Here is a 15,723-nt window from a genome sequence, read left to right as displayed (position 1 = left end):
CGGTCGAAACCACGCCCGGTGGTTGAGCTTGTCGAAACCCGGGTTTCGACAGGCTCAACCGGCGATCGGTTTCGACAGGCTCAACCGGCGATCGGTTTCGACAGGCTCAACCGGCGATCGGTTTCGACAGGCTCAACCGGCGATCGGCGGTTTCGACAGGCTCAACCGGCGATCGGCGGTTTCGACAGGCTCAACCGGCGACGGCGGTCTTCAGCCGGACCGTCGGGTCGGTGGCCCTGGCGAGGTCGAGGCGCAGCGGCTCGCCGCGGTTCATGAGCCGCCGCACGCCGCCGACGTCGCGCGGGGAGTCGACCAGGAGGACGGCGCGGACCGTCGCGGCGCCGTTGTGCGTCGTGGCGACGGGATCGAGGTACAGGGCCGCCCACGGGCCCTCGCCCGGCGTCCCGCGCAACAGCACGGGGGAGTCGGGGGCGGGCAGTCCCAGCAGGGCGAGGTCGTGGCCGAGCTGCTGCGAGAAGACGTACGGCGCGTGCGTGGCGCCGCCCCCGACGCCGGGCCCCACCTGGAGCATGGCACGCACGGTGGCGTCCGGGTCGTGCAGGGCGGCCGACCAGTGCCCGCCCGGCACCGTGCCGAACACGGGGTGTGCCCGGGACGCGACGTCGCCTACCGCCCAGACGCCCGGCTGGCCGGGGACCCGTCCGTCGGCGTCCACCACCAGCGCGCCGCGGCCGTCCGTCGGCAGCGCGCCCGCCAGCCAGTCGGTCGCCGGGCGGGCGCCGACGGCGGTCAGCACGAGGTCGGCGGGGAGGTGCTCGCCGTCGGCCAGCCGGACGCCGTCGTCCTCCACCGAGGCCACGGCCGCCCCGGTGCGCAGGCGCACGCCCGCCGCGTCGTACCAGCCGGCCAGGTGCGCGCCGACGTCGGCGCCGAGCTGGCGCGACAGGGGGGCGCCGGCCGCCTCAAGCACGGTCACGTCGGCCCCGGCCCCCGCCGCGACCCCGGCGACCTCCGCACCGATCCAGCCCGCGCCGACGATCACCAGGCGCAGCCTGTCGCCCCGGGTCGTGCGCAGCGCCGACCGCAGCCGTTCGGCGTCGGCGGCCGTGTGCAGCAGGGCCGACGCGGCGAACCCGGGCGGCACCACAGGGACCGAGCCCACGGCGACGACCGCCGCGTCCGCGTCGACCCGGCCGCCCGCCGTGGTGACGGCCACGCCGTCGGCGCGCACGTCCAGCTGCTGCGCGGGCTCCGCGAGGCGCACGTCGTCGGCAAGGGTCTCGACGTCGACCCCGAGGTCGTCGCGCAGCCACACCGGGGCCGGGCGCGTGAGGAGCTCCTTCGAGAGCGGCGGCCGGTCGTACGGCGGCACGCCCTCCCCGCCGAGCAGCGTGATCCGCCCCTCGAAGCCGTGGGCGCGCAGGGCGGCGACGGTCTGCGCTCCGGCGAGGCCGGCACCGACGACGACGACGGACCGCGGGATCGGCGGGGGTGCTGCGGGCCCGGCGAGGTCGCGGCTGGCGTCGGGCGTCGGGTCGGGCGGGTCGGGCATCGCGTCGGGCGTCGGGTCGGGCACGGTCATCACGCTAACCCGGCGAGGGTAGGCTCGGCTGCCGTGGAACCCCGTGCGCTGCCCGACCCCGCCGGTGGGCGCAAGCCCGCGCCCACGTGGCACTCCGTCGAGGCTGCGCCGGCGGACCAGCCGCCGCGCACCGTGCCCGGGCCCGAGCGGGCCATCGTCACCATGCTGGCCGGGATCGTGCTGGCCGTGCTGCTCGGGGTGCTGGTCGGAGCTCGCGTCGGGACGGGCATGATCGCGGTCGTGCTCGCCGTCGCCGGTACCTGGCGCGCCACCTCGGCCACCGGGCCCGTAGGGCTCGTGGTGCGCAGCCGCGGGTTCGACGTCTTCACATGCTGGTCGACCGCCCTCGTGATCGGTGTGCTCAGCCTGACGGCGCCGGGCCTGAGCTGAGGTCCGTCAGCCCGCGACGCCCGCGAGGCTCCTGACGAGCAACCTCGCCGAGGTGACGGCGCAGGTCACGCTGCGCGAACCGTCCTCCCAGGAGCTGAACTCGGGCACCACGGTCCAGATCTCCAGCGGCGGCCCGCTGTACTCGCCCCCGACGAACTCGGCCCACGCGTCGGCGCAGAAGTCGCGGCCCGCTGCCCAGATCGTGGCGTCGCTCTCGGCGTCCTCGAGCCCGATGGGCCCGTTGGCGAACACCTGACCCGTGTGCGCCTGGTCGCAGAAGTCGACGAGCGACACCACGAGGTCGCCCCGCGCGGCGAGGGGTTCGGCGGCGAAGCACGAGGGGGCCAGGGCGATGCTCAGATGACGGGGGCCGCCGTCCGCCGGGGCGCGGGTGTCCGCCGAGGACGGCTCCGGCGCGGCCGGGGGCTCGCCCGCGGCCGGCAGCGCGACGCACATCAGGTGCGGCCAGAACTGCCAGCCCTCCTCGTCGGTGAACCAGGTCCGGTACGGCACGTCCTGCGGACGCCGCCCGAGGTCGCTGAGGGCGTCATCGCAGACTTCGGTCGCGGCCTGCCCTCCCACCTCCGTTCCGGGCCACGTGGGGCCGCTGGCGCCGGCGTAGAAGACGCTGAACGCGGTGTCGCGGTCGCACGGGACGAGGAGCACGATGTCGAGGAGCTCGGCCCGCTCGAAGCAGTCGCCCGGAGTGAGGAGCCGCCAGGGCTTGGCGTCGGCGAGCACGACATCGTCACCCAGGTCGGCGGTTGCCTCCGTCAGCCCTGGCGCCGCGGGGGCGGACGGCACCAGCGGGCGGGTCGACCGTGACAGCATGTCGTCGGCGAACGCGTTCAGCACGGGCGTCGCACGTTCGACGAACCCGATACCGGTGATCACCAGCGCCACTCCGACGACCCGCGTCACGATGCCCAGAACGAGGGCGGCGACGCCCTGTGCGCGTACGTGACGGGCCTCCGCCGCGGCGGCCGCGACGTCGCCCGCGCCGAGGGCTCGGGAGCCCCGGACCGACGCCAGCACGGCGCCGATCGCCAATGGCCAGAAGAAGATCATGGCGACCACCGCCCACCCGGTACCGACGCTGGTGGACGGCGCTGCAGCAGGTAGGGGATCGGACACGGGCTCAGCCACGTTCGGCTCCCGTCGGCGCGACGGCGGCGGCGGACCACCCGAACCAGGTGCCCCGGGCGGCATCCAGCACGAGGACGACCATCACGGCGACGAGGGCCGCCGTGAGTACCAGGCTCAGCCCGATCCCGACCCAGAGCGCCGCGATGCCGTACCGCCGGGCGGCGCCGGCGTGGTGCGCCGCGGTGCCGAGGTCACCGGCGCCGAGCGCTCGTGCGGCCCGCTGCGCGTCGAGGAAGGCGGGAACTGCCAGCGGCCAGAACACGACCGCTGCGGTGACGACCCAGCCGGTGCCGGTCGAGTATGGGTGCGATGTCGCGGGCGGCCGCGTAGGTGGTGTCAACGCCGACTCCGATCGGGGGAGGGTGCACGGCGGGCGTGCAGCAGTCGGGATCGACGGCGGGCCATTTGTACCAGAATCGGCCCTCGGGCGGCCCGCTACTCCTCCTCGAGAGCGGGTGATTTCCGGTGACGCGACGACACAGAGACAACGACACAGAGACAACGACACAGAGACAACGAGGGCCGGCACCCGAACGGGTGCCGGCCCTCGTGCTGTGCCGCGAGGCCGTTGTCAGTCGCGGGGCGCGTCGCCCTTCGGCGTCTCGCCCGGCTTGTCGGTGCCGGTCTTGTCGGTGCCGGCCTTGTCGGTGCGGGCCTTGTCGGTGCGGGTCTTGTCCGTGCCGGCCTTGTCCTCGTCCTCGACCGCCGGGGCGGTCGCGAGGGCGCCGTCGTCGACGACGTCGTGCTCCGCACGCTCCTCGCCGATGGTGTCGCCGGCCGACGAGCCGACGCCGACCTCCTCAGCCACGGGCACGGCCGGGACGAACGCCCGGTAGAAGAGGGCCGCGAGGGCCGCGCCGATGAGCGGCGCGACGACGAAGAGCCACAGCTGGCCCCAGGTCCAGCCGCCACCGAACAGCGCGGACGCGAACGAGCGGGCCGGGTTGAGGGACCCGTTCGTGATCGGCCAGGCGACGATGAGCATGGCGCCCAGGGTCAGGCCGATGACGACCGGGGCGTAGGTGACCTTGGACCGCTTGCTCGTCACGGCGAGGATGACGCCGACGAAGATCGCCGTCACGATGACCTCGACCAGCAGCGCCGACCACATCGAGAACTCGACGGGCGTGCCGCCCTGCTGCGCCGCCGAGGCGGTGAGGGATGCGAGCGGCGAGTGGGAGCCGTAGCCGTTGGCCGTGGCCTGGAAGACCTGCTGCTTGGTCTCCAGGCCCAGGATGGCCGGGTACGCCGTCGGGATCACGGAGTACATGACGGCCGCCGAGGCGGAACCGCCGATGAGCTGGGCGACCCAGTACGGGGCGACGTCGCGCCACGGCGTGCGGCCCCCGAGCGCGAGCCCGAAGGTGACCGCCGGGTTGAAGTGGCCGCCGGAGACCGCGCCGACGGCGGCGATCGCCGCCATGACGAGGATGCCGCCGGCGAGTGCCACCGGGAGGATCTGTCCGTTGTTGGCTGCGTTGAAGGTCGCAGTGCCCACGATGCCGAGCACCAGCACGAACGTGCCGAACGCCTCGGCGGCAAGGCGGGCGAACAGGCCGTGCTCGAGGGTGCCGGCCGCCGTCTCGACGTCGACCGAAGCCGTACCGCTCGCAGCGGCGATGTCTTGGGACATGAGTGTCCTTCTCTGTTCTGGAGACGGGCGTCTCGGTGTGCCCCCGTGTGGCGGGGGCCGGACTGACACGGCCAGATCGGGCGTGGCCGCGCCGGCATGCTTCCACCGCGGTCTGAACGGTTGCTGAGCGCGGCCCGACGGTGGCGCACTTTGCACCGTACCGCGCGTCGCCGCTGGTCGCGCTGCACCACGGTCGTCGACGCGCCGACGACCGGCGGTCGACCCGGGCGCTCCGCTGGGCCAGAGTAGGGGCATGACCTCACCAGTGAACGTCACCGTCACCGGGGCGGCGGGCCAGATCGGGTACGCGCTGCTCTTCCGGATCGCGTCGGGCGCGATGCTCGGCCCCGACACCCCCGTGCGCCTGCGGCTGCTGGAGATCCCGCAGGCGGTGAAGGCCGCCGAGGGCACCGCGATGGAGCTGGACGACTGCGCCTTCCCGTTGCTCGCGGGGATCGACATCCACGACGACCCGACGGCGGGCTTCGCCGGGGCGAACGTCGCGCTGCTCGTCGGCGCGCGCCCCCGCGGTCCGGGCATGGAGCGGGCCGACCTGCTGGAGGCCAACGGCGGCATCTTCGGGCCGCAGGGCCGGGCGATCAACGCCGGCGCGGCCGACGACGTGCGGGTGCTCGTGGTCGGCAACCCGGCCAACACGAACGCGCTCATCGCGGCGTCGAACGCGCCCGACGTGCCGAAGGACCGGTTCACGGCGATGACCCGGCTCGACCACAACCGCGCGCTCTCGCAGCTGGCCAAGCGTGCGGACGTGCCGGTCTCCGAGGTCCGCCGGCTCACGATCTGGGGCAACCACTCGGCGAGCCAGTACCCGGACGTGTTCCATGCCGACGTCGCGGGCACCGCCGGGTCCTCGTATGCGCACGAGGACAAGCTCTGGCTGGAGGACGACTTCATCCCGACCGTCGCCAAGCGCGGCGCGGCGATCATCGAGGCGCGCGGCGCGTCGTCCGCGGCGTCGGCCGCGAACGCGGCGATCGACCACACCCGCGACTGGGTGCTCGGCACGCCCGAGGGCGACTGGACCAGCGCGGGCCTCTGGTCGACGGGGGACTACGGCGTCCCCGAGGGGCTCGTGTCCTCGTTCCCCGTCACGTCGTCCGGCGGGGCGTGGGACGTCGTCAACGGCCTCGAGCTCGACGAATTCTCGCGCGCCCGGATCGACGCCAGCGTGGCCGAGCTCGTCGAGGAGCGGGAGGCGGTGCGGTCGCTCGGACTGGTCTGAGCGTCTCCCTGGTCGAGCCTGTCGAGACCTGGTCTCGACAGGCTCGACCGACGGCCCGATAAAGAGCGGCATCCCGTCGGTGGTGACGCATAGGCTGCCCTGGCCATGATCGACGCACCCGCCGCCCGTACGGACCCCGCCATGAACACCGTGACCGCGAGCCCGCGCACCGACCCGTCCCGCCGCCTCGACTGGCGGCGGCTGCGCGGTCCAGTGTCGGCCGTGGCGATGGTCGCGCTCACCCTCGGCGCCGTCGGCGTCGCGCTGGGCACGGTCATCGCAGGCCGCATCGCCCAGGACCCGACGACGGGGCTGCTGACGCTGCTCGCGCTGTGCGTGGTCGGCGCGGCCCTGTTCGACGCGGCCGGTCAGGTGGTGTGGGCGGGCGTCGTCGACCGGGCCGAGGGGCGGCTGCGGGGCGACCTGCTCACCGCCGCGCTCCACCAGCCCCTGGCCACGCTCACCGAGCAGGCGGTGGGCGAGGTGCTCGACCGGGTCGACGACGACACGCACGCCGTCGGCACCCTGGTGCGCCGCCAGCTCTGGGGCGCGGGCCGCACCCTGGTCGGCGTCGTGCCCATGTGGGTGGTGGCGGGCCTCACCTGGTGGCCCGCCTGGCTCCTGTTCCCCGCGCTCGGCGTGCTCGCCGGCTTCCTGGTGCGCCCGATGCTGGGCGAGATCGCGCGCCGCAAGGTGATCGAGGAGGCGGCCTGGACGGACCACGCGGCCGCGTTCGAGGAGTCGGTCGCCGCGCGCGACGACCTGCGCACGAGCCTCGGGCAGCCGTTCGCGATCCGCCGCCTGGCGCAGCGCTCCGCGGACGTGCACCGCAAGTTCGCGGCCGTCGTGACCGTCGAGTCCAAGATGCTGCGTCGCGCCGGGCTGGTGCTGGCCGCGCTGCTGGCCGGGGTCGCGATCGCGGGCGCCGCCCTCGCCGCGGACGGCGATCTCGCCGTCGACCGGCTCGTCACCCTGTTCCTCGTCACGGCCATGTTCGTGGGGCAGGTGGACCACCTCATCCACCACCTGCCCGACATCCAGGAGGGCCTGGGCGCAATCACCCGGATCAAGCAGATGCTGTCGGTCGTCCCCGAGCCCGCGGGTGGACGGGACGTCCCCGAGGGGCCCGTCGGGATCGAGCTGCGCAACCTGCACTTCTCCTACGCGGAGGGCACCTTCGCGCTGCAGGGCGTGAACCTGCGGGTGCCCGCGGGGCAGACCGTGGCGCTGGTGGGGCGCACCGGGTCCGGAAAGTCGACGCTGGCCTCGCTGCTGTCGCGTGCCGTGGAGCCGGCGCCGGGCACCGTGTTCCTCGGCGAGGCCGACGTGCGCGACCTCGACCTGCAGAAGCTGCGTTCGGCGGTCGGCGTCGTGACGCAGCGCACCGAGATCCTCGCCGGCACCCTGGCCGAGAACATCGCGCTGTTCGCCGACGTGCCCCGCACCGACGTCGAGTCCGCCGTGCGCGAGCTGCGTCTGGACGCGTGGGTGGCCGGCCTGCCGGACGGGCTCGACACGCTGCTCGGCCCGGGCGGGACGTCGCTGTCGGCGGGGGAGGAGCAGCTCGTCGCTTTCGCGCGGCTGCTGGTCCGGGACGTGCAGGTCGTCGTGCTCGACGAGGCGACCGCCCGCATGGACCCGCTCACCGAGGCGCGCGTCGTGGCCGCGTCCGATCGGCTGCTCGCCGGCCGTACGGGCGTGCTCGTCGCGCACCGCCTCGGCACGATCGAGCGTGCCGACCTCGTCGCCGCGCTCGACCACGGTCGGGTGGTGCAGCAGGGCCCGCGGGCGGTGCTCGCCCGCGAGCCCGGCCCGTACCGCGACCTGCTGGTCGCGAGCGACGGAGCCGCGTTGGTCGACGGAGCCTCGTCGGTCGACGGAGCCTCGTCGGTCGACGGAGCCTCGTCGGTCGACGGAGCCTCGTCGGTCGAGCCTGTCGAGACCACGCGATCGGCGGATCACGCGGCGACTGCGGACGTGGGCGGCCGCCGACGCCGGGGCGCCCCACCCGAGCTGACCGACCCCGGCGACGGCCCGAGCCTCGCGCGCGGTGTGCTGCACGCCCTGTTCGTGCGGCCGGCGTGGGGCGTGGTCGGCGCGGCGCTGTTCCTCGTGACGAGCCTGGTCTCGGCGCAGGGCGCGCTCACCGGATTCCTGTGGGGGCACGCGGTCGAGGGTCTCGCGACCGACGGCTTCCCGACGGCGCTGCTCGTGGCCCTCGCCGTGCTGCTCCTCGCGGCACCCCTGTGCCTCGCCCGCGCCCTGTACGTGTACCCCCGCTGGTGGGTCGAGGTGCTGCTGCGCGTTCGTATGGCCGTCATGACCGGACAGACGCGACAGCACCGGCTGACGGCCGCGCCGCCCGGCGAGGTGGTGGCGCGCGCCATGGACTCCGACCGGTTCGTGCGGTACTCGGACCGGTGGGTGGACTTCGTCAACGGGCTGGTCATCGCGGGCGTGACGGCGCTGATCAGCGGCTCCTGGCTGGCCGGCGGCGTGCTCCTCGCCGTCATGGTCGTCTCGGCGGCCGCCTCCGCGATCGGGAGGCCGATCGCGGGACGCTCGGCGACGCAGTCCTCGGCGGCGCGGGCAGGCTTCGGCCGCGCCCTCGTCTCGGCCCTCGACTCGGCGCGCACGGTGAAGCTCGCCGCGCGCACGCCCGAGGTGCACTCCCACCTGCGGCACGTGGACGCGGGTCGCGTGCGCGCCGCGATCTTCGAGCACCGCATCCAGGCCGCCCTGGACGGCGTGCCGATGATCATGGTCCAGCTGGGCGTCGTCGCGGCGTGGGCGGGCCTGCTCACCGGTACCTGGGGCCTGGCCACCGCGCTGCTCGTGGCCAACGCGGTGAACGGCTTCGGGTGGTTCGGCGTCGTCGCGGGCGCCGTCGTGACGGAGGCCCCCGGCACCCGCTCGTGGCAGCGGGCCACCAGCCGCTTCGCGGCGGGCACGGACCTCATGGACCTGCCCGCGGGCGTCGACCTCGTGTCCGGGGACGCACCCCGGCCCGAGCCCGGCCCCCGCGAGGTGCTGGAGAGGCTGCGGCTCGAGGGCGTGACGGCGGTGCACGACGACGGCACGATCGGCGTCTCGAGCGTCGACCTCGAGGTGCGACGCGGCGAGCTGGTCCTGCTGCTCGGGCAGGTGGGCTCCGGCAAGTCGAGCCTGCTGTCGGCGCTGAGCGGGCTCATGGAGCACACCGGGCGGATCCGGTGGAACGACACGGACGTCTCCGACGCCCCGACCTTCCTGCGTCCGGGCCAGGTGGCGCACGTCGCCCAGGTGCCGCGCGTGCTGTCCGGCACGTTCACCGAGAACGTGCGCCTGGACCACCACCGCGACGTCGGCGGCCCGGTCGCGGCCGCGCGTCTCGGTCAGGACGTCGACGAGGCAGGCGGGCCCGACGCGCTCGTCGGGCACCGTGGCGTGCGGCTGTCCGGCGGGCAGGTGCAGCGGCTGGCACTGGCCCGCGCGCTCGCGACCGACGCCGAGCTCCTGCTGGCGGACGACGTCTCCAGCGCCCTCGACGCCGCCACCGAGGTGGAGCTGTGGGCGTCCCTGCGCGAGCGCGGCACCACCGTCGTGGGCGCGACGTCCAAGCGCGCCGCCCTCTCGCGCGCCGATCGCGTGGTCGTCCTTGCCGACGGCGAGGTGGCCGAGGTCGGGCCGTGGCGCGAGCTCGCGCCGCGCTGGGGCCACCTGGCCGGCTGACGCGCTCCCGGCGCCACGGGGACGGCCGGAGCCGTTGCTGCAAACTTGCAGCAACGGCTACAGTCGCTTCGGGTCGCGACGCCGCGCGCCCGGATGACGAAGGAGTCCTCCATGCCTGGTGACCTGCCCCCTGCCGCGTCTCCTGACCTGCCCCCTGACCTGTCCCCCGCGGGGGCTCGTGCTCCGCGCCGCCGCGCGACCCGCGCAGCGGCGTCGCTGACCGCGATCGCGCTCGCCGTCCCGGCCGTCGCCGCCGGGCTGGCCGGCTTCGCCGTGTCCTCCGCGCCCGCGGCAGGGGCCGCCGAACGCACGGCGACGTTGGTCGGGAGCCTGCAGAGCGAGCTCGGCTGCGCCGACGACTGGGACCCGACCTGCGCGGCCACCGCGCTCACGCCGGCCGGCGACGGCACGTTCAGCGCCGAGCTCGACGTCCCGGCGGGCTCGTACGAGTACAAGGTGGCGCTGGACGGCGGCTGGGACGAGTCGTACGGCCGCGAGGGCACGGACGAGAACGCGCCGCTGGTGCTCGCGGGCGACGCGCGTGTGCTCGTCACCTATGACGACACGACGCACCGCGTCGCGCTGACGCCCCTGGGACTCGCGGGCGCCTACGACGACGCGACGGACGCGGGCCTGGTCGTGCCGCCCGTGCGGCAGCCGGGGTCCGACGAGCGGTTCTACTTCGTCATGACGGACCGCTTCGCCAACGGCGACACCACGAACGACGCCGGCGGGCTCGAGGGCGACCGCCTCGCCACCGGCCTCGACCCGACGGACAAGGGCTTCTACTCCGGCGGGGACCTCGCCGGCCTGCGCGAGAAGCTCGACTACGTCGAGGGCCTCGGCACGACGGCGATCTGGCTCACGCCGTCGTTCCTCAACCGGCCCGTGCAGGGCACGGGGGCGGACGCGAGCGCCGGGTACCACGGCTACTGGATCACTGACTTCACGCGGATCGACCCACACCTCGGTACCAACGCCGAGCTCGAGGCGCTCATCGCCGACGCGCACGAGCGGGGCATCAAGGTCTACTTCGACATCATCACCAACCACACGGCCGACGTCGTCGACTACGCCGAGGGAACCTACGACTACGTCGACCAGGCGACGTCGCCCTACACCGACGCGGCGGGCAACGCGTTCGACCCGGCGGACGTCGCGGGCACGGGAGACTTCCCGGCGCTCGAGGCCGCCACGTCGTTCCCGTACACGCCGGTGATCGCGCCCGAGGACGCCGACGTCAAGGTGCCGGCCTGGCTGAACGACCCGACGGTCTACCACCACCGCGGCAACTCGACGTGGACGGGGGAGTCGGTCACCTACGGGGACTTCGACGGGCTGGACGACCTCATGACGGAGGACCCGCGCGTGGTCGACGGCTTCGTCGACGTGTACTCCGACTGGATCGACCTCGGCATCGACGGCTTCCGCATCGACACGGTCAAGCACGTGAACCCGGAGTTCTGGGAGACGTGGTCGGCCGAGGTGATGGACCACGCGCACGCCGCCGGCAAGGACGACTTCTTCATGTTCGGCGAGGTGTACGACGCCGACTCGGCCAAGACGTCGCCCTACGTGCGGGACACCGAGATGAGCTCCGTGCTCGACTTCTCGTTCCAGGCCGCCGCGACCAGCTACGCGAGCGGCAACAGCGCGCGCGGCCTGGCGAGCCTGTTCGCGAGCGACGACCGCTACACCACCCCGACGAAGTCGGCCTCGGCGCTGCCGACGTTCCTCGGCAACCACGACATGGGCCGGGTGGGCTACATGCTCGCCGGCACCGACGAGCCGCTGGCCCGCGACGAGCTGGCGCACGAGCTCATGTACCTCACGCGCGGGCAGCCGGTCGTCTACTACGGCGACGAGCAGGGCTTCGCGGGCCCCGGCGGCGACAAGGACGCCCGCCAGACGCTCTTCGCCACGCAGGTGGACGAGTACGCCGACCAGCCGCTCGTGACCGGCGAGCCGGCGGGCAGCGTGGACCGCTACGACACGGACGCGCCGCTGTACACGCACGTCGCCGAGCTGGCCGCGCTGCGCGAGGCGCACCCCGCGCTCGCCACGGGCGCGCAGGTGGAGCGCTATGCCGAGAACGGCGCGGGGGTCTACGCCTTCAGCCGCGTGGACCGCGAAGAGAAGGTCGAGCACCTGGTGGCCGTGAACAACGCGGGTGAGGAGAAGGCAGCGACGTTCACCACCCTCACCCCGGGCGCCTCCTACGAGGTGCTGTACGGCGGGCTCGGGGGCGATGGAGCGGCCGTCACTGCCGACGACGCCGGGGAGGTCACGGTCCGGGTGCCCGCGACGTCCGCCGTCGTGCTGCGCGCGGACCGCGCCGTCGGCGCGGACTCCGACGGGGCCCTCGACATCGCCGTCCCGGCGCCTGGCGCGGCGGTGACCGGCACTGCCGCCGTCGCGGCGGACGTCGATGACGACGCGTGGGCCGAGACGTCGTTCGCGTGGCGCGAGGTCGGCACCGACGCGTGGCACGCCCTCGGCACCGCCGAGGACACGACGCCGCGCGTCTTCCACGACATCGACGACAACACCGCCGAGCTGGCCGAGGGGACGCTCGTCGAGTACCGCGCCGTGACCGAGGACGCGGACGGCGACCGCGCGGCGTCGTCCACCTACGCCTCCGTGGGCGTGGACGTCTCGGGCGTGGTGGGGGACACCGAGCCGGAGCCGGAGATCGACCTGGTCACCGTGGCCGGCAGCCACAACAGCGAGTTGGGCTGCGCCGGGGACTGGACCCCGGACTGCGAGGGCGCGCGCCTGACGGAACGCCCCGACGGGGTGTGGGAGGGGAACTTCGACCTGCCCGCGGGCGACTACGAGTACAAGGTCGCCGTCAACGGGTCGTGGGACGTTAACTACGGCGTCGGGGGCGAGCGGGACGGCGCCAACGCGACCTTCACCCACGACGGCGGCGAGATCACGTTCTTCTGGGACCCGGTGAGCCACGATTTCTCGTCCACCGCGCAGGGGCCGGTCGTCACGCTGGCCGGGTCGTTCCAGGACCAGGTCGGATGTCCGGGCAGCTGGGCGCCGGACTGCCTGGCTTCCTGGCTCCGGGACCCCGACGGCGACGGCACGTATACCTGGCAGACCGACCGCCTCGCCGCGGGCGCGTACGAGGGCAAGGTGGCGCACGGTCTGAGCTGGGCCGAGAACTACGGCGTGGGCGGGGCGCCCGACGGCGCCAACTACTCCTTCAGCGTGGGCGACGACGAGACGGTGACGTTCTCCTACGACCTCGCCTCGCACGTGCTGACGATCGGGGTGGAGAACCCGCCGCTGCCCGGCGCCGGTCAGCAGTCCGCGCACTGGGTGCGCGAGGGCCGGGTGCTCGTGCCGGGCGACCTCGGGGACGGCGACGCGTGGACGCTGTGGACCGCGCCGGACGGCGGGCTCGCCGTCGCGGACGGCGAGGTCCGGGGGCCCGACGGAGGAGAGCTGCCCGACGGCGCTGCCTCCTACGACCTCGTCCCGGCCGGCGACGTGCCGGACGACATCGCGCGCGACTTCCCGGCGCTCGCGGGCCACACGGCCCTGGCCCCGGTGGACCGGGACGGCGAGCCGCTGGGTCGCAAGGTCGTGACCGAGCTCCTCGAGGGCCAGCTCCTGGTGACGCGGGCGTCCGGCGACGGCCTCACCGCCGCCACCGGCGTGCAGGTTCCCGGCGTCCTGGACGACCTGTACGCCGAGCGGGCCGCGCAGCGCGCGTTCGGCGTCGAGGCGCAACCGAGCGGGAAGTGGGCGTCGTTCGCGCTCTGGGCGCCGACGGCCCACGACGTCGACCTGCTGGTGTGGCCCGAGGGGCGTGACCTCGACGACGACCCGGTGCGCCTGGACGCCGCCCGACAGCGCGACGGCTCGTGGACCCTCGATGGAAAGAAGGCCGGGAAGGCGGCGAAGAAGCTCGACTGGGACGGCGCCCGGTACCGGTACGCCGTGCGCGTGTACGCGCCGAGCACCGGGACGGTCGAGACCAACGTCGTCACCGACCCGTACTCGGCGGGCCTCACGCTCGACTCGACGCACTCGGTCGTCGTCGGTCTCGACGACCGCCGGTGGCAGCCGAGGGTCTGGCGCACCACGCGCCAGCCCGTCGTCGAGCGGGCCGTGGACCAGACGATCTACGAGCTGCACGTGCGCGACTTCTCGATCTCCGACGAGACGGTGCCCGAGGACGAGCGCGGCACCTACATGGCCTTCGCCGAGAGGCGCTCGGACGGCATGACGCACCTGCGCGAGCTGGCCGACGCCGGCATGACGACCGTGCACCTGCTGCCCACGTTCGACATCGCGACGATCCCCGAGGACCGCGCGGACCAGGCGACCACCGGCGACCTGACCGGCCTCGCGCCCGACTCGGACGAGCAGCAGGCAGCGGTGGCCCAGGTCGCGGCGGACGACGGCTTCAACTGGGGCTATGACCCGTTCCACTTCAGCGTGCCCGAGGGCTCGTACGCCGTCCGCGCTGAGGGGGGAGCCCGGGTGGCCGAGTTCCGCACCATGGTGGGTTCGCTGCACGCCGCGGGCCTGCAGGTGGTGGCCGACCAGGTGTTCAACCACACCGCGGCAAGCGGGCAGGACGCGAAGAGCGTGCTCGACCGGATCGTGCCGGGCTACTACCAGCGGCTGAACCCGACCACGGGGGCGGTCGAGACCAGCACGTGCTGCCAGAACGTCGCCACCGAGCACGCGATGGCCGAGAAGCTGATGGTCGACTCGGTCGTCACGTGGGCCCGCGACTACAAGGTGGACGGGTTCCGCTTCGACCTCATGGGCCACCACAGCCGGGGCACCATGCTCGCCGTCCGCGAGGCGCTGGACGACCTGACGCCCCGCCGGGACGGCGTGGACGGCTCGGCCGTCTACCTGTACGGCGAGGGGTGGAACTTCGGCGAGGTCGCGGACAACGCCCTGTTCACCCAGGCGACGCAGGGGCAGCTCGGCGGCACGGGCATCGGCACGTTCAGCGACCGGCTGCGCGACGCCGTGCACGGCGGGTCTCCCGTCGACGCCGCGTCGCGGTTCACGCAGGGCTTCGGCACGGGGCTGTTCACCGACCCGAACGGGCGCGAGGCGGCCGAGGGCGACGAGGGCAGCGTCAACGACGGCTCGGACGAGGAGCTCGCCGACCTCGGCCACCAGACGGACCTGGTGCGCCTGGGGCTGGCCGGCAACCTGCGGGAGTTCGCGTTCCGGGCGGCCGACGACGCGGACGGCGCGGTCACGAGGGGCGACGAGCTCGACTACCGGGGCGCGCCCGCGGGGTACGCGGACTCGCCGGAGGAGGTGGTCACGTACGTCGACGCGCACGACAACGAGACGCTGTTCGACTTGCTGACGCTCAAGCTGCCGCGGTCCACGGCGATGGCGGACCGGATACGGATGAACACGGTCTCGCTCGCGACGACGGCGCTCGCGCAGACCCCGTCGTTCTGGCACGCGGGCACGGACCTGTTGCGCTCGAAGTCGCTGGACCGTAACTCCTACGACTCGGGGGACTGGTTCAACGCGATCGACTGGTCGGGGCAGGACAACGGCTTCGGCCGCGGGCTGCCGCCGGCGGCGGACAACTCCGACGCGTGGTCGGTCATGGGCCCGCTCCTGGCGGACCCCGCCCTCAAGCCGGCGCCCGCCGACATCGCCACGGCGTCCGCATCCGCCCGCGATCTGCTCGAGCTGCGGTCGTCCACCGACCTGTTCCGGCTCGGCAGCGCCCGGCTGATCGAGGAGAAGGTGTCGTTCCCGGGCTCCGGCCCGGATGCCGAGCCCGGCGTGATCGCGATGTCGGTCGACGACACACTCGGCCGGGACGTCGACCGACGGCTGGACGGCGTGCTCACGGTGTTCAACGCGTCGCCGGAGGCGGTGACCCTGACGCTGCCCGAGCTGGCGGGCCGGGACTACCGGCTCTCGTCCGTGCAGCGAGGAGGCGGCGACCCTGTCGTTCGGGAGACTCGCTGGGACCGGCGTGCCGGGACGGTGACCGTGCCCGCGCGGACGGTTGCCGTGCTGGTGGACCCGCAGCGCTGAACCAGGGTG

8 protein-coding genes are annotated in these 15,723 nt (G+C 74.0%); 4 read left to right on the top strand and 4 right to left on the bottom strand.

The features are described 5' to 3' along the window. Positions 1-190 precede the first annotated feature (190 nt). Entirely contained in the window at positions 191-1,537 is a 1,347-nt protein-coding gene (locus tag AC1C2W_RS08855) for an NAD(P)/FAD-dependent oxidoreductase (protein WP_495388510.1), read from the bottom strand. 39 nt (positions 1,538-1,576) lie between these two features. Here AC1C2W_RS08855 and AC1C2W_RS08850 point away from each other — a divergent pair, with 39 nt between their 5' ends. After that, positions 1,577-1,933, top strand: a complete 357-nt coding sequence (locus AC1C2W_RS08850; RefSeq protein WP_495388509.1) for a DUF3017 domain-containing protein — start codon at positions 1,577-1,579, stop codon at positions 1,931-1,933. Positions 1,934-1,939: 6 nt separating this feature from the next. Here the strand turns inward: AC1C2W_RS08850 and AC1C2W_RS08845 are convergent, their stop codons facing one another. The 3 genes from AC1C2W_RS08845 to AC1C2W_RS08835 form a co-directional block, all read right to left on the bottom strand. After that, positions 1,940-3,067: a CD225/dispanin family protein gene (locus tag AC1C2W_RS08845; RefSeq protein ID WP_495412906.1), complete on the bottom strand. Its 1,128-nt coding sequence runs from the start codon at positions 3,065-3,067 to the stop codon at positions 1,940-1,942. Positions 3,068-3,071: 4 nt separating this feature from the next. After that, a complete protein-coding gene (locus tag AC1C2W_RS08840) occupies positions 3,072-3,587 on the bottom strand; it encodes a CD225/dispanin family protein (protein ID WP_495389120.1) in 516 nt (171 codons plus the stop codon). Positions 3,588-3,650: 63 nt separating this feature from the next. Further along, complete coding sequence (locus tag AC1C2W_RS08835; RefSeq protein WP_495388507.1) at positions 3,651-4,712, bottom strand: MIP/aquaporin family protein; 1,062 nt, start codon at positions 4,710-4,712, stop codon at positions 3,651-3,653. A gap of 253 nt (positions 4,713-4,965) precedes the next feature. Between AC1C2W_RS08835 and AC1C2W_RS08830 the strand changes: the two genes are divergently transcribed. The 3 genes from AC1C2W_RS08830 to pulA all read left to right on the top strand — a co-directional run bounded on the left by AC1C2W_RS08830 (position 4,966) and on the right by pulA (position 15,714). After that, complete coding sequence (locus tag AC1C2W_RS08830; protein WP_495388506.1) at positions 4,966-5,955, top strand: malate dehydrogenase; 990 nt, start codon at positions 4,966-4,968, stop codon at positions 5,953-5,955. A 105-nt stretch (positions 5,956-6,060) separates the two neighbouring features. Then, positions 6,061-9,666: an ATP-binding cassette domain-containing protein gene (locus AC1C2W_RS08825; RefSeq protein WP_495412905.1), complete on the top strand. Its 3,606-nt coding sequence runs from the start codon at positions 6,061-6,063 to the stop codon at positions 9,664-9,666. A gap of 111 nt (positions 9,667-9,777) precedes the next feature. After that, on the top strand, positions 9,778-15,714 hold the full coding sequence (gene pulA, locus AC1C2W_RS08820; protein ID WP_495412904.1) for a pullulanase-type alpha-1,6-glucosidase: 5,937 nt from the start codon (positions 9,778-9,780) through the stop codon (positions 15,712-15,714). Positions 15,715-15,723: the final 9 nt, after the last annotated feature.

The sequence above is a fragment of the Isoptericola sp. Y581 genome, from assembly GCF_059445475.1.
Note: the sequence above shows the minus strand (reverse complement) of the source record. Positions and strands in the feature narration are given on the sequence as shown.

What these genes read in the sequence shown, in the direction of transcription:
- AC1C2W_RS08835 (WP_495388507.1), bottom strand. Translation starts at nt 4,712, where the DNA reads ATGTCCCAAGACATCGCCGCTGCGAGCGGTACGGCTTCGGTCGACGTC.
- AC1C2W_RS08830 (WP_495388506.1), top strand. Translation starts at nt 4,966, where the DNA reads ATGACCTCACCAGTGAACGTCACCGTCACCGGGGCGGCGGGCCAGATC.
- AC1C2W_RS08825 (WP_495412905.1), top strand. Translation starts at nt 6,061, where the DNA reads ATGATCGACGCACCCGCCGCCCGTACGGACCCCGCCATGAACACCGTG.
- pulA (WP_495412904.1), top strand. Translation starts at nt 9,778, where the DNA reads ATGCCTGGTGACCTGCCCCCTGCCGCGTCTCCTGACCTGCCCCCTGAC.